Origin of the sequence: Cytobacillus sp. FSL R7-0696, assembly GCF_038006865.1 — a bacterium.
Taxonomy (GTDB): domain Bacteria; phylum Bacillota; class Bacilli; order Bacillales; family Cytobacillaceae; genus Cytobacillus; species Cytobacillus kochii.
Genome location: NZ_JBBOWA010000001.1, coordinates 4,580,065 through 4,606,623, shown reverse-complemented (window position 1 = coordinate 4,606,623; position 26,559 = coordinate 4,580,065). Strand labels below are relative to the sequence as shown.

Sequence of the window (26,559 nt, the reverse complement as noted above, 5' to 3'; positions counted from 1 at the left end):
AATTTTCCATAAAAAATGCGAATCAAATATGTCATTTGATTCGCAATAGAAATGTGAAACTAAGCCAATTACCATTTATCTCGCGTTTTATTTTATCGCTTTATGTTCTTTAATTACTCGAATATATTTAAAATCATAATCTTCTGGTCCCTGGACAGGTAGTCCAGCTTCCATATTTGTTTTGATATAATTAAGGTTTTCCTTTGTAATAATCTCCCCAGGAGTAAAGATAGGAATGCCTGGTGGGTAAACCATAATGAATTCAGCAATAATTCTACCTTCTGATTCATCAAAAGGAACAAGTTCACTATCAGCATAAAATGCATCTCTAGGAGATAGTGCTAATAATGGAATATTGGGTAATAACACTTGCGGATTTACTTTCGCTGCTTTTCCGTGTCTTTCTTTAGATAGCTCTTTCAAGGCATGAATAAGCTGATCCGCATCACTTCTATCATCACCAGGCGTGATGATACAGAGAATATTATATAGATCAGATAATTCAACTTCAATATTGTAATGCTCTCTTAACCATACTTCTACATCAAACCCACTTATGCCTAAATCTTTCACAGATATGATTAATTTTGTAGGATCGTAATTAAAGGTTGCATTTGTACCAAGAATTTCTCTTCCTACACAATAAATATGTTCAATTTCGTTTAATTCTTTCCTCATATATTGAGCAAGCTCAATAGTTTCCTCGATAATTGCTCTTCCTTCAGTGGCTAAACGTTTTCTAGCAACATCTAATGAGGCAAGAAGCAAATAAGAGGTAGAGGTAGTCGTTAGCATGCTAAGAATGGACTGTACCCTTTTTGCTGACACTCTCGTACCCTTTAAATTAAGAATGGAGCTTTGTGTCATAGAACCACCTAGCTTATGGACGCTCGTAGCAGCTAAATCTGCACCAGCTTGCATGGCAGACAATGGGAGCTCATCATGAAAATGAATATGAACACCATGTGCTTCATCTACTAATACAGGAATATCGTACGAATGGGCTAAATCAACAACTTCCTTTAAGTCACAGGCAATACCAAAATAAGTAGGGTTAATAACAAGTAACCCTTTGGCATCTGGATGTTGTTCTAACGCTTTCTCAACAGCATCAGTTGTGATACCGTGTGAGATACCTAATTCTTTATCAACGACAGGGTGGATAAAGATAGGGGTTGCGCCAGCAAAGATAATGGCAGACATGACAGATTTGTGCACATTTCTTGGTACGATAATTTTTTCTCCAGGACCACAAACAGCCATAACCATCGTCATAATAGCACCACTCGTACCTTGTACGGAAAAGAACGTATGGTCAGCACCAAAGGCTTCAGCTGCTAAGTCTTGTGCTTCTTTTATGATGCCTGATGGGCGATGCAGGTCATCTAGTGGACCTATATTTATCAAGTCAATCGAAAGTGCATTTTCTCCAATAAAGTTTCTGAAATCAGGATCCATCCCTCTTCCTTTTTTATGTCCAGGAATATGAAATTGAATCGGTTCCCGTTTTGCGTGGGAGAGAAGTCCATTAAATAATGGTGTTTCTGTTTGAGACAATTAAATTCACACCTCTTTAAACAATCAATTTTGCAAACAAACAAGTGAATTATAGCATTTATCCTTCCTCCTGCATAGAAAGATAAACAAAAATTTTTATTGTGCTAACTTTGCACTCCATTCGTGAGGATAGATAGTTAACGATCCATCATCTTTAGAGGATTCAATTATTCGTATGAAATGATTCATTTGAGTGGATTCTTCCCATACTAAGATAAATGCATATCCACTAAATAATCTTGTCTATGTTTTTTTAGATTCTAAAATTTAGCATATGCTTGCTCTTCTTCGTTAACTCCCGTACAATCAGCATGTAATCTATGTGAGAGGTGTTTATATGGAGTATCAATATCCAATGGAAAGCGATTGGTCAACAGAAGAAATTATAGATGCAATTGCTTTTTTTCAAGCAGTCGAAAAAGCTTACGAAAAAGGAATTCAACGTGAAGATTTCATGGCTGCTTATCGTCGTTTTAAAGAAATCGTACCGGGCAAAGCACAAGAGAGAAACCTTTGTAATGATTTTGAAGAAATAAGTGGGTATTCTTCTTACCGCACGGTTCAAATGGCAAAAAAAGCAGATGAGAGTAGTAAAATTAAAATGTAATAAGAAAAAGCAGTAAGAGACGGTTTGAACCAGTCTTCACTGCTTTTTTTTTATAAAATGATTAAACTTTACAGAGGTTTATTACATTTTATAGAGGGGTATAACTTTTTTAAAAACACTCTCTGTGTAAGTAGTAAATTCAGAACCAGAAAGTTTCATTGCTTCTTCTTTTGACATATTTATACCACAGAGTAACTCTGCTTTTTTGACATTCTGTAGTCGAACAAACATGTTTTCTAGCTCATCCTTTGTAAGGTCGCTATGTTTGATCACTTCTGGTTTCGTGTGATCTAATGACCAAACGAAGTCTTGTGGGATATCATCATAGATTTTATCTATTTTGGTTTGCAATTTTTCAGCAATCTCAACTTTATTTGGTGCTTCATAAATAATGGCAAACCAGACAAATACATGCGTTTCCCACAGACCAATCTGAAAGTGAGGAAGCATCTTATAGCCTCTTGTATTATTGGCGAAAGCGACCCAAGTATCATTTGGTGGATTTTTTGTCCTTCTCGCATGCTTAGCCACATGAGGAATCATTTCATCACCTGTTTCCGCAGAGAGAAAAGGGGAAAATGTTTCTCCAAGTGCTTCAAGTTTGGGTCTTACTGTTGCAATTAAGGCTTCCATTCTTTCTTCTAAACCATCAATTGTGAAAACATCGAAATCTTCTTTCTTAAATCCATTAAATGTCATATGTAAACACTCCTTAAAACCGTTTTACTATGTCGCATATTGTAGCATAAAACCGGGAGAGAGAACCAATTTTGTACACCAAAATAATAATCAATTGGGTAAAATCATCTTCTTCATAGGTAAACGTACAATTTTGTTGCACTGTGAAAAGAAGCTTCATATGATAAAAGTAAAAATAATCAGAAAACTTTTCTTGTGAAATTACTAAAACGAAAAGGGGTGCACTGTCTAATGAAGCAGCTAATTAATTCAATCAAAATGGCTACATTTGAAAAAGAAAGAACGGCAGTATTGCGATTAGAGATGGATTATGAGTTAGCAACACTTTTTGAAGCTTTAGAACTGAAAGATGAAGAGGAAGTAAAATCTACAAAGAAAAAGCTTGAAAAAATCAGACAGGAACTTCTCAAGCTTAATGCATTTTAAGTTGTGATGAATAAAGATGTTAAAGCGAACTTAACAGCAAGCAGTTAAGTTCGCTTATTGCTTTTTAAAGCTGTTCACTTGAAGTATTGCTATTTTTTCGATAAGCTAATGGTATTTTATACCGCTTAATAAAGAGTGGAGGATGAAAATGACTAATTGGAATGAAATACATAGATTAGCCACCACATGGGTGAAGGAAGCTGGAGAGAGAATCAAAGCATCATTTAGTGAAGAATTAACCATTGCAACAAAATCTCATCGCAATGACCTTGTCACGGATATGGACAAAGGAACCGAGCAATTTCTTATTGGTAAAATACATGACCATTTTCCATCACATCGAATCTTAAGCGAAGAAGGTTTTGGTGATGATTTTGCGGATGTAGGTGGGATTATTTGGGTGATTGATCCCATTGATGGCACCATGAATTTTATTCACCAACAAAGAAATTTTGCCATTTCCATTGGGGTATTTCATGAGGGAGTCGGTAAAGTCGGGATGATTTATGATGTGGTACATGATGAAATGTATCATACGATTAGTGGTGAGGGTGCATACATGAATGACATGAAGCTGAAGCCATTGACTAAGGGTGAAGTAAAAGATGCAATAATTGGCATCAATGCCACTTGGGTAACGAGTAACAAGCGTATTGACCCTAGTTACCTTGCTCCATTAGTAAAGGATGCGAGAGGAACAAGATCGTATGGTTCTGCTGCGCTTGAAATGGCCTATGTTGCTTCTGGTCGGCTAGATGCTTATATAAGTTTGCGACTCGCTCCTTGGGATTATGGTGGCGGCATGATTTTAATCAATGAAGTTGGAGGGAAAACGACAAATTTAAAAGGGGAAGCCTTGATGATTACACCTCAAACTTCAGTATTTGTTGCAAGACCGGGTGTACATGAAGAAATTCTTCAGCAGTATTTAAATAGTGGAAATTGGTAATAAAAAAATGGTGCCAGGCTTGTCCAATTCAAGGGTAGTCGGCACCATTTTTCTAACTTGATGTTGTATTTTAGCCTTTATAATTCTCCATTTTCTCGCATTTTTTTCTTCAGCGTAAAGCCGTATCCCATAACAGCAACGATACCTACGATACATAGAAGAAATCCAAGAATACTTCTTTCTCCGATAGCAATACCAATTCCGCCTATACATATAGCCGCAGCAATCGCACAAGCTAATAATGGCCATTTAATATTTTTCATTTAATCCTAACCTCCAATTTTGTACATTGGATACCATAATCGTCCACAGAACTTATTTTACACAAAAAGAAGTTAGTTTTCTACAATATATGTGATATAATGTATCAGTTATAGTATGAAGGCAGTGATTTTTAGTCAAAAATGAAAAGAAAATAAACTGATTATATATCTTCACATAGTAAGAAGGTTTACACAATCAGCTAGGAGGAAACATAGTTGAAACATAGAGATGATATACGTAATATTGCGATTATCGCCCACGTTGACCATGGTAAAACAACTTTGGTTGACCAATTATTAAAGCAGTCTGGAACATTCCGTACAAATGAGCATGTAGAAGAACGTGCAATGGATTCCAACGATATCGAGAGAGAGCGTGGAATTACAATCCTTGCTAAGAATACAGCTATCAAATATCAAGATACGCGTATTAATATACTTGACACACCAGGGCACGCTGACTTTGGTGGGGAAGTAGAACGTATTATGAAAATGGTTGATGGTGTATTGCTTGTAGTCGATGCTTATGAAGGTTGTATGCCACAAACGCGATTTGTATTGAAAAAAGCATTAGAGCAAAATTTAACACCAATCGTCGTTGTCAATAAAATCGATAGAGACTTTGCTCGTCCTGAAGAAGTCATTGATGAAGTCATTGATCTATTTATTGAATTAGATGCAACTGAAGAGCAATTAGAATTCCCTGTTGTTTACGCTTCTGCTATTAATGGAACAGCTAGTCTAGATCCACAAAAACAAGATGAAGATATGAAATGCTTATATCAAGAAATCGTCAATAATATCCCAACACCAATTGATAATAGTGAAGAACCTTTACAATTCCAAGTAGCACTATTAGATTACAATGATTATGTTGGACGAATTGGGATTGGTCGTGTATTCCGCGGAACGATGAAAGTAGGCGAGCAAGTTGCGTTAATGAAGCTTGATGGGTCTGTTAAACAATTCCGTGTAACAAAAATGTTTGGTTTCTTTGGTTTGAAACGCCTTGAAATACAAGAAGCAAAAGCAGGAGATTTAATTGCTGTCTCTGGTATGGAAGATATCAATGTCGGGGAAACAGTATGCCCGGTAGATAATCAAGACGCTCTTCCTGTATTACGAATCGATGAACCAACATTACAAATGACCTTCCAAGTGAACAATAGTCCATTTGCTGGTAAAGAAGGAAAATATATTACTGCAAGAAAGATCGAAGAACGTTTGCATGCGCAATTACAAACAGATGTCAGCTTAAGAGTTGAAGAAACGGATTCTCCTGATGCATGGACTGTATCTGGTCGAGGAGAGCTTCACTTATCGATTTTAATTGAAAATATGCGTCGTGAAGGCTTCGAACTCCAAGTATCTAAGCCAGTTGTTATTATAAAAGAAATTGATGGTGTTAAGTCTGAACCAATTGAACGCGTTCAAATTGATGTTCCTGAAGAATATACTGGTGCCATTATGGAATCTATTGGTGCGCGTAAAGGTGAAATGCTAGATATGGTTAATAACGGGAACGGTCAAGTGAAATTAATTTTCCATGTCCCTGCTCGTGGATTAATTGGTTATACAACTGAATTCTTAACACAAACTCGTGGTTACGGAATCATTAACCATACTTTTGACAGCTATCAACCAATGATGCAAGGTCAAGTAGGTGGAAGAAGACAAGGCGTTCTAGTTTCCATGGAGAGTGGAAAAGCATCTACTTATGGTATCATGCAGGTAGAAGACCGTGGTACAATATTTGTAGAGCCTGGCACAGAAATTTACGAAGGTATGATTGTTGGTGAACATACACGTGAAAATGATCTAGCTGTTAATATTACAAAAGTCAAGCATGCAACGAATGTTCGTAGTGCAACGAAAGACCAAACGTCAACAATTAAAAAGCCTAGAATCATGACGCTTGAAGAAGCACTCGAATATTTAAATGATGATGAGCTTTGTGAAGTTACACCTGAATCGATTCGTCTTCGTAAAAAAATTCTAGATAAAAACGAACGAGAAAAAGCAGCTAAAAAGAAAAAATACGCTGAAGCTTAAGCCCACATAGTCACTCGAAAAAGAGGAGGTAATTCATATTGCCTCCTTCCTTAATACATACTAAGGAGGATTTGGAGCATGATTGAAGATCGCCTTTCCTTTTTTGCAGCACTATATAAAGTTCATGAGAATTCAGATCTAGGGATGTGGTTGTTGTATCTCACCATTGTTGCACTCTGTATTATTGTCTTTAAGTTAGGGTTTGCTAAAAAGCTTCCTTTACTAAAATCAATAATTATATATGCGTTCTTATTTATGGGATGTACAATGCTAACTTTCTTAGGGGTATTTTTACCAATTGCAGAAGGACTTGTCGTTGCTGCTGTCATATTAATAATATATAAAATCCGTCTTCATCAAGAAAAGAAACAACAAAGAGCCAGCACGGAATAATGAAGAGTGGGGGAGATTTTAATTGAACGTGCATGATAGTATTTATAATTGGCTTACCATTAAAGTTGTGACTGATGCGAGACCAGAGGATGAAGCAGCAACCGAAACAGAAGAAATGTTTTTACAAATGTTGAAAAATGATCACGGAATTAACGAAATCCAATATGAAAAAGCTGATCTATTCTATCATGTCTCTTATAGAGATAATGAAGATAGTAAATCAACAAAATATCCGATTGAATTAATAGAAGTGATGTTAAAACAAATATTAGCAGAACCTGAAAAATACAAAAACTTCCCCACGGTATAATAAAAAAACGCCACCCGATTTGGTCTTGCCCCTGTCAAGTAGACAACATAAAAAGCTAAGCAGTGAGCGCGTGTCGATATTCAATCGGCGCGCGTTTCTTTAGTTTCTTTTGTCTTCGTTTGTAATTGTAATGGTAAATGTAATCCTCAAGAGCTTGCTCTAGTTCTTCTTCTCCCTTACACTTACTTATATACAGCTTCTCGGTTTTGAGGTGTGAAAAGAATGATTCTATACAGGCATTGTCCAGGCAGTTTCCTTTGCGAGAGTGGCTGCCTTTGATGCCATAATCCTTTAATCGGTTGCCGTATATTTTTGACGTGTACTGGAAGCCTTGATCCGAATGGAGAACGGCTCCAGCCACGTCTTTTTTCTTTGTCCATTTCTCTACCGTTTTTAACACAAGTTCCAAATCATTTCTTTGGGCTAGCTCCCAACTTACTATTTCGTTATTAAAGAGATCCTGTATGACCGATAAATAATAATATTCTTCGCCAACAGACACAAATGTGATATCCGTTACCATTTTTTGATTAGGTCCTACCGCCTTGAACTTCCTTTTCAGACGGTTAGGAAAGAGGTTAGAAGGACTATGACCATGTCGTTTTCTCTTTTTTCGGATGACTGATTGTATGTTCATTGCCGTCATCAATCGGTAGACCTTTTTGTGATTAATTAAATACCCATTTTCATTTAATTCGTCTGTAATACGGGGTCGTCCATATTCGGGATGCATAAAATGTATGCCCAAAATGTGCTCTCGAATCTCTTGTTCATCCCTAACTTTTGCTTCGCGTTTATGATTGTTTTTTCTCCATTTGTAGTAGCTAGCCGGTTTGATATAGGCAATCTCCAACAGCCAGGAGACCGGATAGGTAACCCTTAACTCATCCACCAATTCATATTTCATTCGTCTGGGGTTTTCTCCTCCTTTACCAGATTTGGATACTGCTTTTTTAGAAATTCAACTTGTGCTTTCAAATAATCCCTTTCCTCTTCAACCGACTTAAATTTAGTCCTAGGCCTGCCTTTTAAAGGATTAGAAACTCCTTTACGCTCATCAAACGGGGCTCCTTCTTTCCATTTCTTAACCCACACTTTAAGCTGGCTGCAGTGACGGATTCCCAGTTCCTCTGCCAATGCTTTATAACTTTTAGACCCATTCACATATTTCATGACGGCATTATGTTTAAACTCTTCCGAATAACTATTAAAAGTTTGTCCTTTCTTTGCCATAGAAAAATCCCCTCCAAGTAGCATTCTTTCCTTCATGGTAACATGAAGGTTTTTTTGAATGTCTACTTAAAGGGGACATTAACAATTGTGGCGTTTTTTTATTATATTATAGTAGTACAAAGAGCAACAGTGCGCCTTAAAAGATTGGTCGATGAGGAGAAGATTCAAACGCCTCAGAATTAGAGCTCTGTTAGTGACAGGCTCGAATCTAGATGAGACGTGAGGAAAGGGGTTCATTTTTATTTGTTCAAAACGGCTCTACCGGATTGAAGAGTATTTCGTTCATGAACATATTTCGAAGATAGTTTCGGAAAACACTTTGAAATATGGATACTGGACAATGATAGTGCATTTTGTACAATTATGTACATCTCTCTTCTTTATCGTTAAAATAAAGGGACTAAATAGTGCGACTGCAAGAGTTAGCGATTGAAAGCTTTATATTACATCGAAAAGGTTATTGTCGATTGTATCCGTTCTGCAGTTCACCAAAGGCTTCCTTTTAAGAGTGAGCAATGGGGTTTAAATTAGTTGCTAAAGGGCTAGGTGTAGCCTTACTACCCGAAAGTATATGTAAGTTGATTGGATTTGATATAGATACTTCAAAAATGATCCCATTGATTGTGCTAGGCAATTTCATGGAACTTGCTATGGTTTGGCGAGTTGTGGTGAGTGGATTATTGAAGGGATTGAAGAAAGCTTAGGGGGAGGAAATAGATGATTCGAAATGAAGGAGATATTTTACAGTTAATTAGAGATGATAAAGAAATGATGGCCATATTAAAAGCCGCTAAACAACTTCATTTACCTGATTGGTGGATTTGTGCTGGTTTTGTTCGATCAAAAGTATGGGATACCCTTCATCATTTTCAAGAAAAGACGCCATTGCCTGATGTTGATGTCATCTATTATGATAATCAGCAATTGAGTGAAACCATTGAAAAATACTATGAAGAAAAATTACACAAGATACTACCAAATATTCCTTGGTCAGTTAAGAATGAAGCGAGAATGCATTCTGTTAATGGCCTGCCGCCTTATCAATCCTCAGAGGACGCTATTGCAAAATTTCCGGAGACGGCTACCGCTATTGGCGTAAAGTTAGATAGCGAAAATCAATTAGTCATAACGGCACCATGGGGCATAGAAGACCTTATTCATTTTCGTATCAAGCCGACTCCCTTTTTTTCAGCTTCGAGGAAGAGAATGCAATTATTTCAAAGCAGGGTTATTTCAAAAGGTTGGAAAAAAAGATGGCATTTTGTTAACTAATATAAAATCCCTCCGTTTTATCTTTAACGGAGGGATTTTATATTACCATTCTTCTTCTTCTTGCTTACTTCTATACAATTTAAAGTTGCCTGTAGCTGCTCTTTCATTCGTCTTCGTAGTTATTCTGTCATTGCATTCAACACACATATATGTGTGAATAGGTCGGTTTCTTAACCGTTTTGCTTCATAAGATTCATTATCAATTGATTCAATTTTATCACAAATAACGCATTGTACTTTCATTTATATACATCCTTTTCTAATAAACAAGCATTTTCCTTATTATAAACTAGCTGTTTTTGAAATGAAAGGATGCTGTCGTGAATTACTTATGATAATTCGATTGTTCCTCTTGATGTTTATTTAATTTTTTTGATTCTGTTTCATTAAGCTGTTCTTTTGATTCTTCCGTTTCCTCTGATTTATTCGGTTCAATGATATCACCAGGTACTTCTGGCATCATTCGACCAGAAATATCAGCTAACTCATTTAAAACCCCTTTTATCGGATGGCCATTTTCCACATCCTCTTTTACTTCCTTAAGTCTGGCATATAAATCAGGATCGGCAATAATTACAGCATTCGCACCGTAGGGGTCATGCTTTAAGCTTTCAGCAACTGCATATTTTATCGAGCCAACCTCAGACCGCTCAACATCTTCATCAATATCAATACCTACGATGCAATAGTCACCTAATACGACAGCAGTTGCATCGTTCACACGACGATTATCAGAAGCTAATGTGGCTAAGTGCTTAGAAGTCTCTTGTCCAGTCAATCCTTCTTGTTCAGATATGGTACTATTTTTTACATTAACTGTATGAGGTGTACCTTTCTCATTTTGTGAAGATTGTGCGTTATTTTGTGCACCACACCCCGTTAAGTTGAGTACGATAAATAATGATAGTAGAACGTGAAAGTACTTCATTATACTACCTCCATCAAGATTAAACTTTAAAAAAAGTAAATGTTTACAACTAGTGTGCGAAAGTTCTTCTATCTTTATGCGATAAATCATATATTTTAGCAAAGTTAGATTTGTCCATGTTGATATTGAAAATGTTGAAACTAACAAGCAATGAACTATTTATGCACTAATGTATTTCTAATGGCGGGAGGCATCGGGTTGAGTAAAATATACGTGTTAGATACAAATGTCTTATTGCAGGATCCAAATTCCATTTATTCTTTTGAGGATAATGAAGTCGTTATTCCAGCTGTGGTGTTAGAAGAGGTAGATTCGAAAAAAAGGTATATGGATGAAATTGGGAGGAATGCAAGGCAAGTATCAAGAATGATTGACAGTATGAGACAGTCCGGGAAATTGCATGAGCAAATCCTTCTTGAAAATGGTGGAAGCTTACGCATTGAACTAAACCATCGTTCTTTTCACCAGCTACAAGAAATTTTTGTTGAGAAAACGAACGATAATCGGATTTTGGCTGTCGCTAAGAACCTCTCATTAGAAGAAGAGACAAAAGAAGGTGGTAGACCAGTTATTCTTGTGAGTAAAGATGCGCTTGTAAGAGTAAAGGCAGATGCTATTGGTTTACTAAGCGAAGATTTTTTAAGCGATCGTGTGATTGAAAATGATCATATATATACAGGTTTTCTTGAAGTATATCTCCATTTAGATATGGTGAATGAATTTTACAGTCAAGGAGAATTATCACTAAATAAAGTAGGGAACCATTCATTCTATCCTAATCAATTTGTCATTCTAAAAGATGCGCTTGGTTCATCAGCTTCTGCACTTGGCATTGTTGATCAAACGAAAGGGAAATTGAAAAAACTTGTTTTTGATTATGATCATATTTGGGGAATTAAACCAAGAAATGTACAACAAACGATGGCGTTAGAACTGCTTTTACGCAGGGACTTGCCTCTTGTTACTTTAATTGGTAAAGCAGGAACTGGAAAGACGTTACTCGCGCTAGCTGCAGGCCTAATGCAGACTGAGGATTTAGGAGATTTCAAAAAGTTACTTGTCGCTAGACCAATTGTTCCAGTTGGTAAAGATTTAGGGTTCTTGCCAGGAGAAAAAGAAGAGAAATTACGGCCATGGATGCAACCGATTCATGATAATCTTGAATATTTATTTAATGTTAAGAAGCCAGGGGAATTAGATGCCATTTTGGCAGGTATGGGTTCAATTGAGGTTGAGGCTCTTTCTTATATAAGAGGGAGAAGTATACCTGACCAGTTTATTATTATTGACGAGGCACAAAATTTAACAAAGCATGAAGTAAAAACGATTTTAACAAGAGTTGGTGAGGGTAGTAAGATTGTCTTAATGGGGGATCCTGAACAAATTGACCATCCATATTTAGATGCCTATAATAATGGTCTTACTTACGTTGTCGAAAAGTTTAAAGATCAGAAGATTGCCGGCCATTCCAAATTGATTAAAGGTGAAAGGTCAGGGCTAGCTCAACTCGCTGCTGATATCTTATAAGGATACTCTTAAATACTTCTATATAAAAAAAGACTGAACGAGCATAGTTGCTCTCGATTCAGTCTTTTTTTTTATATAATATGGAAATCTTGTACGTTTTTAATCGGCTGTAGGCGATTGCTTCCATCTTTATAATAAATATGCACTGGACCATCTTCTTTCAAAGGTTTACCTTTTAAAGAAAAGGCGAGAATGAGGTTTTCTGCCTCTGTCATAGGGATACTGACTGTTTCATTCTCACAATGTACTTCTATTGTCCTCGATCCACTATTTGGCTCAGCATTTGTAAGAAAAGGCAAGAAGGGAATCCCAAAAGTACCGGTTAAAACACGAACCTTTTCAAATTTCTTTTCTGTTTTAAGTGTTGGTGGGTAAACGGCACCTTCCATTATTTCACGATCCCAATGTTTAGAGGCTGCTTTCGTATATTCCTCCTTTTCATTCGGTAATTCTTCTTGATTCTCAAAATATGTATCAAGGTCAATTTTTCGGTCATCAAAAATCCATACACTTGGATCGAGTGTAATTGTATATTTGACGTTACCTGTAATATGGATGATATCCTTCATTTGTCATACCCCCTGCTTGTGTCACTAATATCTAATGTTCCTTATAAAGTATAACGCTTTTAACTGCAAATGTCATTTCAACTCGCATGGAATGTTACTAAATGTATTAAACTATAAGGAAATATTGAAGGAGAGTAGGGGAGTTATGGGTTGTCAGACTGATCAAGAATTGTTAGGAATAATTGAACGAGTGAAACCGCTTGTGGCTAAAGGTAAAGTAGCAGATTATATCCCGGCTTTGAAGGCTGCTGATCAGTCAAATGTTTCAGCAGCTGTCTTTCATATTACTCGAGGTAGTGATGTTTGTGTTTCAGCTGGAGATATTGAACAAAAGTTCACATTACAAAGTATTTCAAAAGTGCTTGTTCTAGCACTAGCATTAATTGATCAAGGATACACAAATGTATTTCAAAAAGTAGGTATGGAACCAACCGGGGATCCTTATAATTCAATGATTAAGCTTGAGACGAGCTCACACTCTAAACCTCTTAATCCAATGATTAATGCAGGAGCATTGGCGGTTACAAGCATGGTAAATGGAAATTCTCCCGATGAGAGATGGCACCGTATTCTCCACTTTGTCCAATGCTTATTAGGGGGTAAAGCCATCGGTTACAATAAAGAGGTGGCAGATTCGGAATATAAGACAACAGACTTAAATCGTTCATTATGTTATTTTATGAAACAACATGGAGTGATTGATGGAGATGTCGATGAGTTAATTGATATTTATACGAAACAATGCGCAATTGAAATGAATTGTTTAGATTTGTCAAGAATAGCAGCAGTATTTGCCAATAATGGTCGTGATCCGCAATCAGGAAACATATTAATTGAGGAGGAAATTGCAAGAATATGCAAAACATTCATGGTAACTTGCGGTATGTATAATGCTTCAGGTGAGTTTGCAATCAAAGTGGGAATTCCTGCGAAAAGTGGTGTATCGGGTGGTATAATGGCAGTTGTGCCAGGGAAGTTAGGAATAGGCATTTTCTCTCCTGCACTAGATGAAAGAGGGAATAGTATTGCCGGAGCAGAAATTTTGAAGATTATGGCAGAGGAATATCATTTTAGTATTTTTTAATCAGCGGATATCCCCTGATTATCCTTGCTTTTTTTTTCACTTAAGTTTAAAATTTATAGATAGGATAATCGCTCGGAAACGGGGGGATTGAAAGTTGGCTTCTGAAATGGTTATTGATCATAAAGAAAGAGCTAATGCTCTATTACAAGCAGATGCTGAAAAAATATTAAAATTAATCAAAGTCCAAATGGATAATTTGACTATGCCTCAATGTCCATTATACGAAGAAGTACTTGATACGCAGATGTTTGGCTTATCTCGTGAAATTGATTTTGCTGTGAGACTTGGATTAATTGCTGATAAAGATGGAAAAGAAATTCTTGATAAACTTGAGAGAGAATTATCCATTCTACATGAAGCATCAGTAAAAAAATAAAACATATTAAAAACTCAAGCTAAGAATATTAGCTTGAGTTTTTTTGTTTGTTAAAAATTGGTTAAGAGAAGAATAGAGAAAAAATAGAAAAAATATATGTTATGCTGCTTTAAAAATAATAGTCAATATTATGCTAATCTATACAATTGATTCTACGAATTAAGCATATATAGTAGACAAAAAGATAAATATGATGTATAAATATATTAATTAGTATGTCACATTAGAAAGAATCATACAGAACAATGATCTAATCATTTAAAGCGTTACGTTTTAATTACATTCCTTTTTATCTTTATTTTGGCAGGAAAATCAATGCTATAGTAGAATAAATATACTACTTAAGAGAATAAAGGAAGAGGCATATGTTTAAAAAAATTCTAAAATCTTATGATTATTCATTGATCGTTGTATTAGGTCTACTATGTATTTTTGGACTGGTTATGGTCTATAGTTCAAGCATGGTGACTGCTGTCCAACATAATGGAGTTGCTAGTGACTACTTTTATGATAAACAAAGAACACATTTAATTCTTGGTACGATTGCGTTTATTGTTGCTGCCCTATTCCCATATAAAGCTTATAAAAGTAACAAGTTTCTCATTCCAATCGTCTTCTTTTCATTTTTTGGTTTGTTACTTGTATCGATTATCGGGAACGCGGTTAATAACGCACAAAGCTGGATTGATTTAGGTACCCGTTCTATTCAACCATCGGAGTTTGTAAAGGTTATTGTTATTGTTTATTTGTCTGCTGTTTATGCAAAGAAACAATCGTATATTAATGAATTTAATAAGGGTGTTGTACCACCGCTTGTTTATTTGATTCTCGTTTGTGGCCTGATTGCGATGGAACCAGATTATGGAACGGCAGGAATTATCTTTTTAATTGGTCTAGCGATTATTTTATCTTCTGGTATGAATATGAAAAACCTTTTAAAATTAGCTGGTATTGGTGCTATTTTTTTAGTTCCAATCATGCTTATTTTAAGAGATAAAATCTTTACAGATACTAGGCTAGCAAGATTCGATTTCCTACATCCGTTTGAAGCTGAAGGGGGATATCAATTGTCCAACGCATTTATCGCCCTTGGTAATGGTGGATTAACCGGTTTAGGATTAGGACAAAGTATTCAAAAAATGGGCTACTTACCAGAAGCTCATACAGATTTTATTATGGCTGTTATCGTTGAAGAACTGGGTGTTTTTGGTGTGATGTTTGTGCTTTTTGCTTTAGGCTTCATCGTACTAAAAGGCATATTCGTCGCACTCAAGTGTAAAGATGCATTTGGAAGTTTATTAGCTATAGGTGTTTCTAGTATGATTGGCATTCAAGCATTTATTAACCTTGGCGGTATATCAGGAGTCATTCCTTTAACTGGGGTGCCTTTGCCTTTTATAAGCTATGGTGGATCATCCTTATTAGTACTTATGGTTTCAATGGGCATTTTAGTGAATGTATCAATGTTTGTAAACTATGAAAAGAAATATAAAGAAAAAGAAGAACAAGATGTAACGACTGACAAACCAGTAAATACAACAGCAAGTATGAGTGGTCGTTTTACATATAATAGACGATAAAAATATACGGGGTGTTATTATGGGTCAAAAGATTAGTAAGGTATTAGTAGCCAATCGAGGAGAAATTGCCATTCGTGTTTTTCGTGCCTGTACGGAATTAAATATCCGTACAGTTGCGATCTATTCAAAGGAAGACTCAGGGTCGTATCATAGATACAAAGCAGATGAAGCATACCTTGTTGGTGAAGGTAAGAAGCCGATTGATGCTTACCTCGATATCGAGGGTATCCTTAAAATCGCAAAAGATAGCGGAGTTGACGCGATTCATCCTGGTTATGGCTTCTTATCAGAAAATATTCAGTTTGCTAGAAGATGTGAAGAGGAAGGTATTAAGTTTATTGGGCCTGAATCTAAACATTTGAATATGTTTGGAGATAAAGTAAAGGCGAGGTCACAAGCCCAAAGTGCGAATATTCCGGTTATTCCTGGTTCTGATGGTCCTGTGCAAGCTGTTGAAGAAGTAGAACAATTCGGAAGAGATTACGGCTACCCAATTATTATTAAAGCCTCGCTTGGTGGTGGCGGTCGTGGAATGAGGATAGTTAACAGTGGCGAGGAAGTGAGAGAAGCCTATAATCGCGCGAAATCTGAAGCGAAAGCGGCGTTCGGTAATGATGAAGTGTATGTAGAAAAATTCGTGCAAAATCCGAAACATATAGAAGTGCAAATCATTGGGGACCAACATGGCAATATTATTCACCTGTTTGAAAGGGATTGTTCTGTACAAAGACGTCACCAAAAAGTTGTCGAAGTCGCACCATGTGTATCGTTAGATGGGGAATTAAGAGGACGTATTTGCGAGGCAGCCGTACAATTAATGAAGAACGTCGATTATATTAATGCTGGAACAGTTGAGTTCCTTGTTTCAGGAGAAGAGTTTTATTTCATTGAAGTAAATCCTCGTGTCCAAGTTGAACATACAATCACTGAAATGATAACTGGTATTGATATCGTGCAAACACAAATTTTAGTTGCTGAAGGATATGAATTACACAGTGAAAAAATTGGTATACCAGATCAAGCAGATATCAAAACAATGGGATATGCGATTCAATCTCGTGTAACGACAGAAGATCCTTTGAACAATTTTATGCCTGATACAGGAAGACTAATGGCTTATCGTAGTGGTGGAGGGTTTGGTGTTCGTCAAGATGCAGGTAATGCTTACCAAGGTGCAGTAATCACACCACATTATGATTCTTTATTGGTGAAACTTTCAACTCATGCAATTACCTTTGAACAAGCTGCATCAAAAATGGTAAGAAATTTACAAGAATTTAGAATCAGAGGGATAAAAACCAATATTCCGTTTTTAGAGAATGTTGTTAAACATAAAAACTTTTTGACAGGTGAATATGATACATCTTTTATTGATCGTACACCGGAACTGTTTATTTTCCCAAAAAGAAAAGACCGTGGAACAAAAATGCTATCATACATCGGTAATGTAACTGTTAATGGTTTCCCTGGAATCGAAAAGCAGAAGAAGCCAGCATTTGATCAACCAAGAATGCCTAAAATTATTTTACCTAATGAGTATCAGTCTGGTACAAAGCAAGTACTTGAAGAACGTGGTGCAGAAGGGCTTGTGTCATGGATTAAGGAACAAAAGAATGTTCTATTAACAGATACGACGTTTAGAGATGCTCATCAATCCTTACTAGCGACAAGAGTTCGAACAAAGGATTTACAAAATATTGCTGAACCGACGGCAAAACTACTACCGCAAATGTTTTCTTCAGAGATGTGGGGCGGTGCGACTTTTGATGTGGCTTATCGCTTTTTGAAAGAAGATCCTTGGGAAAGATTATTAACATTACGTCAGAAGATGCCAAATATTCTCTTACAAATGTTGTTAAGGGCTTCTAATGCTGTTGGTTATAAAAACTATGCGGACAATGTTATTCAAGAGTTTGTAGAAAAGTCAGCACATGCAGGTATCGATGTCTTCCGAATTTTCGATAGTTTAAACTGGGTAAAAGGTATGGAGGTAGCAATTGATGCTGTTAGACAAACAGGCAAAATCGCTGAGGCAGCCATTTGTTATACAGGTGATATTTCTGATAAAACAAGAAAGAAATATGATCTAGCGTATTATAAAGAGTTGGCTAAAGAACTCGAACATCAAGGTGCTCATATTTTAGGGATTAAGGATATGGCTGGATTATTGAAGCCTCAATCAGCCTATGAGCTCATTTCAGAATTGAAAGAAACGGTAGATATTCCTATTCATTTGCATACGCATGATACTAGTGGCAACGGAATTTTCACTTATGCAAAAGCAATCGAGGCGGGCGTTGATATTGTTGATGTTGCCTTAAGTACGATGGCTGGATTAACATCACAACCTAGTGCAAATACATTATACTACGCGTTAGAAGGGTCAGAAAGACAACCTGAGATGAGTGTGGATGCATTAGAACAATTATCCTATTATTGGGAAGATGTACGTAAATATTATCAAGAATTTGAAAGTGGTATGAAAGCACCTCATACAGAAATTTATCAACATGAAATGCCTGGAGGGCAATATAGTAACCTACAACAACAGGCAAAAGCAGTTGGATTAGGGGAGAAATGGGATGATGTAAAAGGGATGTATTCCCGCGTCAATCAAATGTTTGGTGATATTGTCAAAGTTACACCGTCATCAAAAGTTGTAGGAGATATGGCTCTATACATGGTACAAAATCAATTAGATGAAGAAGCGGTCATTCAAAAAGGTGCTTCACTAGACTTCCCTGATTCTGTTGTCGAGCTGTTTGAAGGTTATTTAGGACAACCGTATCAAGGATTCCCTAAAGATTTACAAAAGGCGATATTGAAAAATAGAGAAGCCATCACTGTTAGACCTGGAGAGCTGCTAGAACATGTTGATTTTGAAGAAATAAAAGCGACATTATATAAAGAGTTAGGTAGAGAAGTGACAAGCTTTGATGCAATTGCCTATGCACTTTATCCTAAGGTATTTATGGACTACCACAAAACATATACGCAATTTGGTGATGTTTCTGTTCTTGATACCCCTACATTCTTATACGGTATGAACTTAGGTGAAGAAATTGAAGTGGAAATTGAAAAAGGAAAAACGCTTATTGTTAAATTAGTGTCAATTGGTCAAGCGCGGGCAGATGGAACGAGAGTGATTTATTTCGAACTAAATGGACAACCTCGTGAAGTGGTGATAAAAGATGAAAGTATTAAATCTTCCGTTGCAACGAAAGTAAAAGCAGACCCTCACAATGAAACACATATTGCTGCGACAATGCCTGGAACAGTTATTAAGGCAGTAGTAAACAAGGGGGACATCGTTAATCAAGGTGATCACTTGATGATTACTGAGGCGATGAAAATGGAAACAACTGTACAAGCTCCATTTACAGGTACGGTAAAAGAAATTTATGCAGCTGATGGTGAATCGATTGCTACTGGTGATCTTTTAATTGAATTAGCGCGATCATAATAAAAAAACTTTTCCTCTTAAATAGAGGAAAAGTTTTTTTGCTTACTTTCAATCAAATAAAAACTTATGATAATGGAACGTTTTTGTCTTTTTTATTGTCCGTTTTCTTTGATTGAGTCAATTCATTCGCTTTGCTTCGTGTTGTGAGAAGGATAAAGTAGCTTAACACCCCAAACAAGCAAGAAATAAAAAATGCATGGGCGAGCGCAATGTACAAGTTTAATTGGGTAATTACAACTAGTGCGCCAGCAATGACTTGTAAACTGACTAAAATAAACGAGATAATCCAGCCGATATAAATGACTGGCTGATGCTTATAATGTTTCAGTGCCAGTATCATGATATAGGTAATCCAAATAAATATGAAACCAGCTGCTGCACGATGTCCCATCTGAATCCATTCATACATATTTAGCGGAAGACCGATGGCGTCATTTCTACAGAATGGCCAATCGATACAAACGAGACTAGCATTTACATGTCGTACAAGCGCACCTGTATAAACAACGATATAACTGTAGAGTGTAACCCCGATAATGTGGCGCTTCATTCGTTGATCGAGAACAAGTTTTTCTGCTTGGAACTTCTTATCCACTTCGAAAATTAACAAAGTAAGTAATAGAACAGCGGCAAATGATATTAATGAAATACCGAAATGGAGTGCCATCACAAAATCAGATTGTCCCCACATGACTGCAGCTGCACCAATGAGTGCTTGCAATACTAGAAAGATGACAGATGAAATGGCTAGAAATTTAGTTTCTCTTACATGACCAATCTTTTTCCATGACCAAATGGCTAAAATTAGAACCATAAATCCGACAGAACCTGAAACAAGTCTATGCGCGAGCTCAATAATTAATTCGGGTGAAATATTGCTTGGGATAAATTCACCGTGACATAATGGCCATGATGCCCCGCAGCCGTCTCCCGAATCTGTCTTTGTAACTAATGCCCCACCTAATAGAATGAGTAGCATGCCTATTGTTGTTAGGACAGCAAACCATTTTAATGATCGTTGCAAATCTTTCACCTTCTTCTGAATGTATAGGTATGTATGAGCGCTATGGCTATAAGAATATAAGGTTTTACGCCACGCGTGATTATACTTATAGATACCATTTAAATGCTGATATTTGTCATAATGTATAACCAAATAATTGTGTTCATTTATGTTTATTTACTTCGTTTAAATCGGATAAGTTGTAATTGAACTAAATGTGAAAAAAATACGTCTATGTATACTCACTTTTTTGATACTACAGGATTCATCAAAATATTACAATACTTATAAAAATTCTTCCGTATTCATCCTTATTTCCCTTGAAAACATAAGTTTTGTCTGCTAGAAATATAGTTGTCATGTAAATATTTCTAAAAAGCTTAGGTTGTGTGATTACCTTAATTTATCATTTAATGAAAAAATTATTAACTTAATTATCTCAGAAAAGTGATGAATATATAATGAAAAACAAACTTCTGACACAAATTAGTCATAATTAATTCTAGAAAATTTCACAAAATAACTAAAAAATGTGATTTAATATACAGTGAATGCATCACACTTGTTTTGTGTGGAATTGTCAATGATTTGGAATTAATTTTAACTGCTTTAGTGAATTTAATGACAAATATGGTAATGTAAACTAATTTGCTTTATAGTGGAGATAGTGCTTAACTTTTAATCTGTCATTAAATGCTTTCCAGTATCACATACTAAAAGGAAATAGGATGAAAACGAAAAAATAGCTTGAAATCTGTCTAAGATTTTTTTAATAATCTGGATATTATGTTTACTCATAAATACATAACAAACACAAAGAGATTACTTACATATTTAAAAAGTGAACATAATAGTAAGGAAGACAAGCTTTTTAAGAAAGTTGTTTTCTAAGATAGGAATACCTTTTCCAAAGTTTGTAACAATATGATTAGAAGTATGTGTTGGGCTTTACTTAATTTTACTGGTGGAGTAGCTCATTTTTCATTTGTTGGGAGATTCTCTCTTGTTGAGAGATTTATCCATATTAAGTTTTAGCACTCAAAGAAATTTTCACGAAAGAGGGGTATGAATAAGCTATGAAAAGGCTTGCAAAAGGGCGTCTGCTATTTATGTTAGCTGTAACGACGTTATTTCTAGCCGGCTGTGGTGAGCCATTTATATCGGCACTACAACCAGCGGGTGAAGTTGCGCAAACACAATATGACCTTATGCTATTGAGTACATTCATTATGGTTGGTGTCATTATTGTCGTGACAGTCATTTTCCTTATCGTACTGTTTAAGTTTCGTCGTAAAGACGATAAGATCCCTAAACAAGTTGAAGGAAGTCACAAATTAGAGATTATCTGGACTGTTATACCAATTTTATTACTTCTAGTTTTAGCTGTACCGACTGTTGCAGCTACGTTTGACTTAGCTGATGTTTCTCCTATGGAAGATAAGAATGAAGAGGGGAAAACAGATGTAACGGTGGTAAATGTTAAAGCGAATCTTTATTGGTGGGAGTTCGAATATCCGAATCAAGGTATCGTAACTAGTCAGGAGCTAGTGGTTCCTACTGACGAAAAAGTATATTTCAATCTACTATCAACAGATGTGAAACACTCATTCTGGATTCCAGCTGCTGGTGGTAAGCTTGATACCAATACTGAAAATACGAATAAGTTTTGGTTAGAATTTGATAGTAAAAAAGCTGATGAAGTAGGTAATATTTTTTATGGGAAATGTGCTGAGCTTTGCGGACCATCACATGCATTAATGGACTTTAAAGTAAAAGCTATTTCAAAAGATGATTTTGATGCTTGGGCTGAAGACTTGGCTTCTATGGAAGAAGCAGCTCAACCTGAAACTGCGTCTGCAGAACAAGGGCAAGAAATCTTTAATCAAAGCTGTATTGGGTGTCATGCAGTTACGCCTACAGGAGCAAATGCTGTTGGTCCTAACCTGACAACTTTTGGTGACCGTACGCATATAGCTGGATACTTAGAGCATACAGAAGAGAATCTGAAAGCTTGGATAAAAGATCCAGAAGAATTTAAGCCTGGAAATAAAATGACAGGTCAGTATGGTGACCTTTCAGATGAAGAAATCGATGCATTAACAGATTACTTAATGGGCCTTAAAGTTGAGGATTGATAAGGCGATTTGCGTTTAAGAAGGAGGTAAAATTGTGAGTACCTATGCTCAGAAAAAAGGTGTTGGCGCCGTTTTATGGGATTACTTAACAACTGTTGACCATAAAAAAATTGCCATCCTTTATCTAATTGCTGGTGGATTTTTCTTCCTAGTCGGTGGACTAGAGGCAATGTTTATCCGTATCCAGCTAGCCGTACCAGGCAATGATTTTGTAAGTGCTGGAGTATACAATGAAATACTCACTATGCACGGTACAACAATGATTTTCTTGGCAGCGATGCCGTTGATATTCGCATTTATGAATGCGGTTATGCCACTACAAATTGGGGCACGCGATGTTGCATTCCCTTTCCTTAACTCTCTAGGGTTCTGGTTGTTTTTCTTTGGTGGTGTATTCCTAAACCTTTCGTGGTTTTTAGGAGGAGCTCCTGATGCTGGTTGGACTTCTTATGCGTCCCTTTCACTTGCGTCAGAAGGTCACGGGATAGATTTTTACGTATTAGGATTACAAATCTCAGGTGCGGGTACATTAATAGGAGGGATTAACTTCCTCGTAACTATTATTAATATGCGTGCACCAGGAATGACTTATATGCGTATGCCGTTATTTACATGGACAACGTTTGTAACGTCAGCATTAATACTATTTGCATTCCCTCCACTAACTGTGGCACTTTTCTTAATGCTTTTTGATCGTTTATTTGGAGGAAATTTCTTTAACCCAGATATGGGTGGTAACACAATTATTTGGGAGCATTTATTCTGGATCTTTGGACACCCAGAAGTTTATATCTTAGTATTACCAGCTTTTGGTATCTTTTCGGAAATCTTTGCGATTTTCTCAAGAAAAAGATTGTTTGGTTATTCATCAATGGTTTTCGCTACCGTGTTAATCGGGTTTTTAGGTTTCATGGTATGGGCTCACCATATGTTTACAACTGGATTAGGTCCGATCGCTAATGCCATTTTCTCTGTGGCGACAATGGCAATCGCTGTTCCGACGGGGATTAAAATATTTAACTGGCTCTTTACAATGTGGGGCGGTAGCATTAAATTTACAACCCCAATGTTGTATGCTATTGCGTTTATACCAACCTTTACAATGGGTGGAGTAACAGGTGTTATGCTTGCGTCAGCTGCACAGGATTATCAGTACCATGATAGTTACTTTGTTGTTGCTCACTTCCATTATGTTATCGTTGGTGGAGTTGTCTTCGCATTACTTGGCGGTTTACATCTATATTGGCCGAAGATGTTTGGCACAATGTTGAATGAAGCCCTTGGTAAAGTAACATTCTGGTTATTTTTAATTGGGTTCCATTTAACCTTCTTTATTCAACATTTCTTAGGTTTAATGGGGATGCCGCGTCGTATCTTTACGTTTAACGAAGGTCAAGGGTTTGAAACTGCGAACTTGGTAAGTACTGTTGGTGCCTTCTTTATGGCGGTAGCAACAATCGTATTATTAATTAATGTGGTTATGACCATTGCGAAGAATAAAAAAGTTGGTGGCGATCCATGGGGTGACGGACGTACACTTGAATGGGCAATACCATCACCACCACCGTTTTATAACTTTAAACAGCTTCCGCTTGTACGTGGGTTAGATGCTTACTGGATTGAGAAAATGGAAGGTAATAAAGAGATGACTCCTGCTGAGCCAATAGGTGACATCCATATGCCTAACAATTCATTTGTTCCATTTGTTATTTCAGTAGGATTGTTTATCGCGGCATTTGGTGCAATGTACCATAATGAACATTCATGGGGCATCCCAGTACTTATTATCGGCATGTTGGTTGTCTTTGGTTCTATGTTCTTTAGATCAGTGAAAGATGACCACGGATATCATATTCATAAAGAGGAATTAATGGATGATGATAAAGGGGGTAAGGCATAATGAAGGCAGATGAAAAATTCACATATGAAACATGGCCTGCAGCGCCTGAAAAGCAAACCCTCGACGGAAAGAATAAATTTTTAGGTTTCTGGCTATTTCTTGGTGGTGAAACTGTTTTATTTGCGACTTTATTTGCTACTTATTTAGCATTAAAGGATCGTGTACCAAACAGTGACCATTATTTAGCAAAAGACCTTTTTGAAATACCATTAGTGTTTGTTATGACAATGTTGTTATTAACAAGCTCACTAACAAGTGTTTATGCAATGTACCATATGAAGAATTTCAACTTCAAAAAAATGCAGTTATGGTTAGGCATTACCGTATTACTCGGTTTAGCTTTCCTTGGTTTAGAAGTTTATGAATTCAACCATTATGTACATGAATACCATCATACTTTTACAAGTTCAGCATTTGGTACAGCTTTCTACACACTTGTAGGCTTCCATGGTGGTCACGTTGCATTTGGTCTTGCATGGATCATTACATTAATGGTACGTAATGCAAAACGTGGATTAGACCTTTATACAGCACCAAAGTTTTATGTTGCAAGTTTATACTGGCACTTTATTGATGTTGTATGGGTGTTTATCTTTACGGTTGTATATTTAATGGGAATGGTGGGATAACTGATGGCAAATGAAGAATTAAACTCAGGTAACCCAAAAGTTGACATTGAATATCGTCGCAGAAAAAGCGCAGAGGAAATGAGATATCAGGTTGTTTCATTTGCAATGATGATCTTTTTAACATTTGTGGCTTTCATTGCTGTTGGCTATGATATTTCCGGATGGTTTACCATTCCGTTTATCTTAGTACTAGCAATCGTTCAAGTAGGCTTCCAACTATATTATTTCATGCATATGAGCCATAAAGGACATGAAGCTCCTGCATTGTTCCTGTATTCAGGTGTCTTTGTAGCTTTCATTACTCTGCTGGCATTCATGACAATTATTTGGTGGTAAAATGAAAAACGGCTGATAAATTTCAGTCGTTTTTTTTGTGGGTTAAAAATGGTTAAAATAGATTGCTAATTAATTCATGTAATAGATGAATAACAAAATTGAGCTACAATTCTTAAAAATTTATGACAGTTACAACAATCAAGGTAAGATGTTGACACCGATTCCATAAAGTGGGTTGCCACGGTCTTTAAGACAAGCGTATAATAGACATTGATATCAGAAACAATAATGATGGCCTGTAGTATTACATAAAATGAGGTGACGTAAGAATGCCACTTAGTATTTTTGGATTTAGAGCATTATGGAGTCCGTATTTTCTTCTAGCATTGGTCTTGTTGTTAATTTTGTATTTTTTAGTGACCGTTAAGTTTCGCCACCGTTTTGCAAATAGTGAACCATTACATAAGAAAGAAGCGCTATTCTTTTCCAGTGCAATCTTAGTCTTATATCTGATTAAGGGATCTCCGCTTGATCTAATGGGACATTTGATGTTTTATGCACATATGATTCAAATGGGTGTACTCTATTTAGTTGTGCCAATCTTGTTTATTTACGGAATTCCTAAATGGATGTGGCGTTCCTTTATTGCCTTACCAATCATAAAACCATTGTTTCGCTTTTTTACAAAACCATTAATTGCTTTAATCTTTTTTAATGGCTTATTTTCTTTTTACCATATCCCATTGATTTTTGATGTAATTAAAGTAGATATGACTTTGCATACAGTTTATACAATCATCTTATTTCTCTTTGCTATATGTATGTGGTGGCCACTTATCACGCCGTTACCTGAGCAGCAAAGAATAAGTGGGCTAAAAAAAGTCGGTTATATTTTTGCAGATGGTATTCTATTAACACCTGCTTGTGCACTGATCATATTTGCAGACGCACCGATGTATGCAACGTATTCTGATCCACATGCATGGGGACAAGCATTAGCTCTCTGTGTTCCTACAGGAACCCTCGCAGGATTAAATTTAAGTGGGCCAGAAATGTTTAATAGTATGTCTCTACTGCATGATCAGCAGTTAGGCGGCGTTATTATGAAAATTATACAGGAAATTGTTTATGGATATGTTTTGGCGCTTGTATTTTTTGAATGGTATCGCAAAGAACAGTCAGAGGAGAAAGAAGCTGAAAATCAGCTCATGAACCCAAGAACAGTGGAATAAATCTCGAGCCTACCTAGCTACTAAGGTAGGCTCCATTTTTGAACAATTAAAGAACTTTTACGAAAACCATTCAATCATGATTGAAAAAGAAGGAAT

General features: G+C 36.4%; 27 protein-coding genes. 18 read left to right on the top strand and 9 right to left on the bottom strand.

Annotated features, from left to right (window positions below; genetic code table 11):
• Positions 1-87: 87 nt before the first annotated feature.
• The gene (locus MKX29_RS23400) at positions 88-1,557 is read right to left on the bottom strand and encodes an aminotransferase class I/II-fold pyridoxal phosphate-dependent enzyme (protein WP_341108046.1); all 1,470 of its coding nucleotides are present in this window, start codon (positions 1,555-1,557) and stop codon (positions 88-90) included.
• A gap of 337 nt (positions 1,558-1,894) precedes the next feature.
• Between MKX29_RS23400 and MKX29_RS23395 the strand changes: the two genes are divergently transcribed.
• Complete coding sequence (locus MKX29_RS23395; RefSeq protein ID WP_095369672.1) at positions 1,895-2,164, top strand: UPF0223 family protein; 270 nt, start codon at positions 1,895-1,897, stop codon at positions 2,162-2,164.
• 81 nt (positions 2,165-2,245) lie between these two features.
• On the opposite strand, the gene MKX29_RS23390 is transcribed toward MKX29_RS23395, so the two are convergent.
• A complete protein-coding gene (locus MKX29_RS23390; RefSeq protein WP_251161424.1) occupies positions 2,246-2,863 on the bottom strand; it encodes a YktB family protein in 618 nt (205 codons plus the stop codon).
• Between the two features lie 231 nt (positions 2,864-3,094).
• On the opposite strand from MKX29_RS23390, the gene MKX29_RS23385 reads away from it, so the two are divergent.
• Both MKX29_RS23385 and MKX29_RS23380 read left to right on the top strand, forming a co-directional pair.
• On the top strand, positions 3,095-3,289 hold the full coding sequence (locus tag MKX29_RS23385; protein WP_095369670.1) for a hypothetical protein: 195 nt from the start codon (positions 3,095-3,097) through the stop codon (positions 3,287-3,289).
• 148 nt (positions 3,290-3,437) lie between these two features.
• On the top strand, positions 3,438-4,238 hold the full coding sequence (locus MKX29_RS23380) for an inositol monophosphatase family protein (RefSeq protein WP_341108043.1): 801 nt from the start codon (positions 3,438-3,440) through the stop codon (positions 4,236-4,238).
• A 77-nt stretch (positions 4,239-4,315) separates the two neighbouring features.
• Here MKX29_RS23380 and MKX29_RS23375 read toward each other — a convergent pair whose 3' ends face one another.
• On the bottom strand, positions 4,316-4,501 hold the full coding sequence (locus MKX29_RS23375) for a YlaF family protein (RefSeq protein WP_095369668.1): 186 nt from the start codon (positions 4,499-4,501) through the stop codon (positions 4,316-4,318).
• A 216-nt stretch (positions 4,502-4,717) separates the two neighbouring features.
• On the opposite strand from MKX29_RS23375, the gene typA reads away from it, so the two are divergent.
• From typA to MKX29_RS23360, 3 genes are all read left to right on the top strand, one after another.
• Positions 4,718-6,553 (top strand): translational GTPase TypA, encoded by a 1,836-nt coding sequence (gene typA / locus MKX29_RS23370; protein ID WP_224937867.1) that lies wholly within the window; start codon positions 4,718-4,720, stop codon positions 6,551-6,553.
• 78 nt (positions 6,554-6,631) lie between these two features.
• Entirely contained in the window at positions 6,632-6,946 is a 315-nt protein-coding gene (locus MKX29_RS23365) for a YlaH-like family protein (protein ID WP_341108041.1), read from the top strand.
• Positions 6,947-6,974: 28 nt separating this feature from the next.
• Positions 6,975-7,256 carry a hypothetical protein gene (locus MKX29_RS23360; protein ID WP_341108346.1) on the top strand — a complete coding sequence of 94 codons (282 nt, stop codon included), beginning with the start codon at positions 6,975-6,977 and terminating at the stop codon, positions 7,254-7,256.
• 55 nt (positions 7,257-7,311) lie between these two features.
• Here the strand turns inward: MKX29_RS23360 and MKX29_RS23355 are convergent, their stop codons facing one another.
• Positions 7,312-8,163, bottom strand: a complete 852-nt coding sequence (locus MKX29_RS23355) for an IS3 family transposase (RefSeq protein ID WP_409338353.1) — start codon at positions 8,161-8,163, stop codon at positions 7,312-7,314.
• The gene (locus tag MKX29_RS24550; RefSeq protein WP_251161713.1) at positions 8,160-8,489 is read right to left on the bottom strand and encodes a transposase; all 330 of its coding nucleotides are present in this window, start codon (positions 8,487-8,489) and stop codon (positions 8,160-8,162) included. The genes MKX29_RS23355 and MKX29_RS24550 overlap by 4 nt, the downstream gene beginning before the upstream one ends.
• 515 nt (positions 8,490-9,004) lie before the next feature.
• On the opposite strand from MKX29_RS24550, the gene MKX29_RS23350 reads away from it, so the two are divergent.
• Complete coding sequence (locus MKX29_RS23350) at positions 9,005-9,193, top strand: hypothetical protein (RefSeq protein WP_341108040.1); 189 nt, start codon at positions 9,005-9,007, stop codon at positions 9,191-9,193.
• A 13-nt stretch (positions 9,194-9,206) separates the two neighbouring features.
• On the top strand, positions 9,207-9,761 hold the full coding sequence (locus tag MKX29_RS23345; RefSeq protein ID WP_341108039.1) for a nucleotidyltransferase family protein: 555 nt from the start codon (positions 9,207-9,209) through the stop codon (positions 9,759-9,761).
• A 42-nt stretch (positions 9,762-9,803) separates the two neighbouring features.
• Here the strand turns inward: MKX29_RS23345 and MKX29_RS23340 are convergent, their stop codons facing one another.
• The gene (locus MKX29_RS23340; RefSeq protein ID WP_095369663.1) at positions 9,804-10,004 is read right to left on the bottom strand and encodes a YlaI family protein; all 201 of its coding nucleotides are present in this window, start codon (positions 10,002-10,004) and stop codon (positions 9,804-9,806) included.
• Between the two features lie 82 nt (positions 10,005-10,086).
• Entirely contained in the window at positions 10,087-10,689 is a 603-nt protein-coding gene (locus MKX29_RS23335) for a YhcN/YlaJ family sporulation lipoprotein (RefSeq protein WP_341108037.1), read from the bottom strand.
• A 198-nt stretch (positions 10,690-10,887) separates the two neighbouring features.
• Here MKX29_RS23335 and MKX29_RS23330 point away from each other — a divergent pair, with 198 nt between their 5' ends.
• Positions 10,888-12,216: a PhoH family protein gene (locus MKX29_RS23330; RefSeq protein WP_445662699.1), complete on the top strand. Its 1,329-nt coding sequence runs from the start codon at positions 10,888-10,890 to the stop codon at positions 12,214-12,216.
• Between the two features lie 71 nt (positions 12,217-12,287).
• Here MKX29_RS23330 and MKX29_RS23325 read toward each other — a convergent pair whose 3' ends face one another.
• Positions 12,288-12,785 (bottom strand): peptidyl-prolyl cis-trans isomerase, encoded by a 498-nt coding sequence (locus MKX29_RS23325; protein ID WP_224937873.1) that lies wholly within the window; start codon positions 12,783-12,785, stop codon positions 12,288-12,290.
• A gap of 145 nt (positions 12,786-12,930) precedes the next feature.
• Between MKX29_RS23325 and glsA the strand changes: the two genes are divergently transcribed.
• The 4 genes from glsA to pyc all read left to right on the top strand — a co-directional run bounded on the left by glsA (position 12,931) and on the right by pyc (position 19,288).
• A complete protein-coding gene (gene glsA, locus MKX29_RS23320; protein ID WP_224937874.1) occupies positions 12,931-13,869 on the top strand; it encodes a glutaminase A in 939 nt (312 codons plus the stop codon).
• A gap of 94 nt (positions 13,870-13,963) precedes the next feature.
• Complete coding sequence (locus tag MKX29_RS23315; protein WP_095369658.1) at positions 13,964-14,245, top strand: YlaN family protein; 282 nt, start codon at positions 13,964-13,966, stop codon at positions 14,243-14,245.
• A 365-nt stretch (positions 14,246-14,610) separates the two neighbouring features.
• The gene (locus MKX29_RS23310) at positions 14,611-15,825 is read left to right on the top strand and encodes an FtsW/RodA/SpoVE family cell cycle protein (protein ID WP_341108031.1); all 1,215 of its coding nucleotides are present in this window, start codon (positions 14,611-14,613) and stop codon (positions 15,823-15,825) included.
• Between the two features lie 19 nt (positions 15,826-15,844).
• Entirely contained in the window at positions 15,845-19,288 is a 3,444-nt protein-coding gene (gene pyc, locus MKX29_RS23305; protein WP_341108029.1) for a pyruvate carboxylase, read from the top strand.
• Between the two features lie 64 nt (positions 19,289-19,352).
• On the opposite strand, the gene MKX29_RS23300 is transcribed toward pyc, so the two are convergent.
• Positions 19,353-20,312, bottom strand: coding sequence for a COX15/CtaA family protein (locus tag MKX29_RS23300; RefSeq protein ID WP_095369655.1), 960 nt, complete (start codon positions 20,310-20,312; stop codon positions 19,353-19,355).
• A 1,055-nt stretch (positions 20,313-21,367) separates the two neighbouring features.
• Between MKX29_RS23300 and coxB the strand changes: the two genes are divergently transcribed.
• From coxB to ctaG, 5 genes are all read left to right on the top strand, one after another.
• A complete protein-coding gene (gene coxB / locus MKX29_RS23295) occupies positions 21,368-22,426 on the top strand; it encodes a cytochrome c oxidase subunit II (protein WP_095369654.1) in 1,059 nt (352 codons plus the stop codon).
• Between the two features lie 34 nt (positions 22,427-22,460).
• Positions 22,461-24,326, top strand: coding sequence for a cytochrome c oxidase subunit I (ctaD, locus tag MKX29_RS23290; RefSeq protein ID WP_322909201.1), 1,866 nt, complete (start codon positions 22,461-22,463; stop codon positions 24,324-24,326).
• The gene (locus MKX29_RS23285; protein ID WP_095369652.1) at positions 24,326-24,955 is read left to right on the top strand and encodes a cytochrome (ubi)quinol oxidase subunit III; all 630 of its coding nucleotides are present in this window, start codon (positions 24,326-24,328) and stop codon (positions 24,953-24,955) included. The genes ctaD and MKX29_RS23285 overlap by 1 nt, the downstream gene beginning before the upstream one ends.
• A gap of 3 nt (positions 24,956-24,958) precedes the next feature.
• Positions 24,959-25,291 carry a cytochrome c oxidase subunit IVB gene (gene ctaF, locus MKX29_RS23280; protein ID WP_095369651.1) on the top strand — a complete coding sequence of 111 codons (333 nt, stop codon included), beginning with the start codon at positions 24,959-24,961 and terminating at the stop codon, positions 25,289-25,291.
• Positions 25,292-25,560: 269 nt separating this feature from the next.
• Positions 25,561-26,463, top strand: a complete 903-nt coding sequence (gene ctaG / locus MKX29_RS23275; RefSeq protein WP_095369650.1) for a cytochrome c oxidase assembly factor CtaG — start codon at positions 25,561-25,563, stop codon at positions 26,461-26,463.
• The last annotated feature ends 96 nt before the right edge of the window (positions 26,464-26,559 follow it).

What these genes read in the sequence shown, in the direction of transcription:
- MKX29_RS23395 (WP_095369672.1), top strand. Translation starts at nt 1,895, where the DNA reads ATGGAGTATCAATATCCAATGGAAAGCGATTGGTCAACAGAAGAAATT.
- MKX29_RS23390 (WP_251161424.1), bottom strand. Translation starts at nt 2,863, where the DNA reads ATGACATTTAATGGATTTAAGAAAGAAGATTTCGATGTTTTCACAATT.
- MKX29_RS23385 (WP_095369670.1), top strand. Translation starts at nt 3,095, where the DNA reads ATGAAGCAGCTAATTAATTCAATCAAAATGGCTACATTTGAAAAAGAA.
- MKX29_RS23380 (WP_341108043.1), top strand. Translation starts at nt 3,438, where the DNA reads ATGACTAATTGGAATGAAATACATAGATTAGCCACCACATGGGTGAAG.
- MKX29_RS23375 (WP_095369668.1), bottom strand. Translation starts at nt 4,501, where the DNA reads ATGAAAAATATTAAATGGCCATTATTAGCTTGTGCGATTGCTGCGGCT.
- MKX29_RS23365 (WP_341108041.1), top strand. Translation starts at nt 6,632, where the DNA reads ATGATTGAAGATCGCCTTTCCTTTTTTGCAGCACTATATAAAGTTCAT.
- MKX29_RS23355 (WP_409338353.1), bottom strand. Translation starts at nt 8,163, where the DNA reads ATGAAATATGAATTGGTGGATGAGTTAAGGGTTACCTATCCGGTCTCC.
- MKX29_RS24550 (WP_251161713.1), bottom strand. Translation starts at nt 8,489, where the DNA reads ATGGCAAAGAAAGGACAAACTTTTAATAGTTATTCGGAAGAGTTTAAA.
- MKX29_RS23350 (WP_341108040.1), top strand. Translation starts at nt 9,005, where the DNA reads ATGGGGTTTAAATTAGTTGCTAAAGGGCTAGGTGTAGCCTTACTACCC.
- MKX29_RS23345 (WP_341108039.1), top strand. Translation starts at nt 9,207, where the DNA reads ATGATTCGAAATGAAGGAGATATTTTACAGTTAATTAGAGATGATAAA.
- MKX29_RS23340 (WP_095369663.1), bottom strand. Translation starts at nt 10,004, where the DNA reads ATGAAAGTACAATGCGTTATTTGTGATAAAATTGAATCAATTGATAAT.
- MKX29_RS23335 (WP_341108037.1), bottom strand. Translation starts at nt 10,689, where the DNA reads ATGAAGTACTTTCACGTTCTACTATCATTATTTATCGTACTCAACTTA.
- MKX29_RS23325 (WP_224937873.1), bottom strand. Translation starts at nt 12,785, where the DNA reads ATGAAGGATATCATCCATATTACAGGTAACGTCAAATATACAATTACA.
- glsA (WP_224937874.1), top strand. Translation starts at nt 12,931, where the DNA reads ATGGGTTGTCAGACTGATCAAGAATTGTTAGGAATAATTGAACGAGTG.
- MKX29_RS23310 (WP_341108031.1), top strand. Translation starts at nt 14,611, where the DNA reads ATGTTTAAAAAAATTCTAAAATCTTATGATTATTCATTGATCGTTGTA.
- pyc (WP_341108029.1), top strand. Translation starts at nt 15,845, where the DNA reads ATGGGTCAAAAGATTAGTAAGGTATTAGTAGCCAATCGAGGAGAAATT.
- coxB (WP_095369654.1), top strand. Translation starts at nt 21,368, where the DNA reads ATGAAAAGGCTTGCAAAAGGGCGTCTGCTATTTATGTTAGCTGTAACG.
- MKX29_RS23285 (WP_095369652.1), top strand. Translation starts at nt 24,326, where the DNA reads ATGAAGGCAGATGAAAAATTCACATATGAAACATGGCCTGCAGCGCCT.
- ctaF (WP_095369651.1), top strand. Translation starts at nt 24,959, where the DNA reads ATGGCAAATGAAGAATTAAACTCAGGTAACCCAAAAGTTGACATTGAA.
- ctaG (WP_095369650.1), top strand. Translation starts at nt 25,561, where the DNA reads ATGCCACTTAGTATTTTTGGATTTAGAGCATTATGGAGTCCGTATTTT.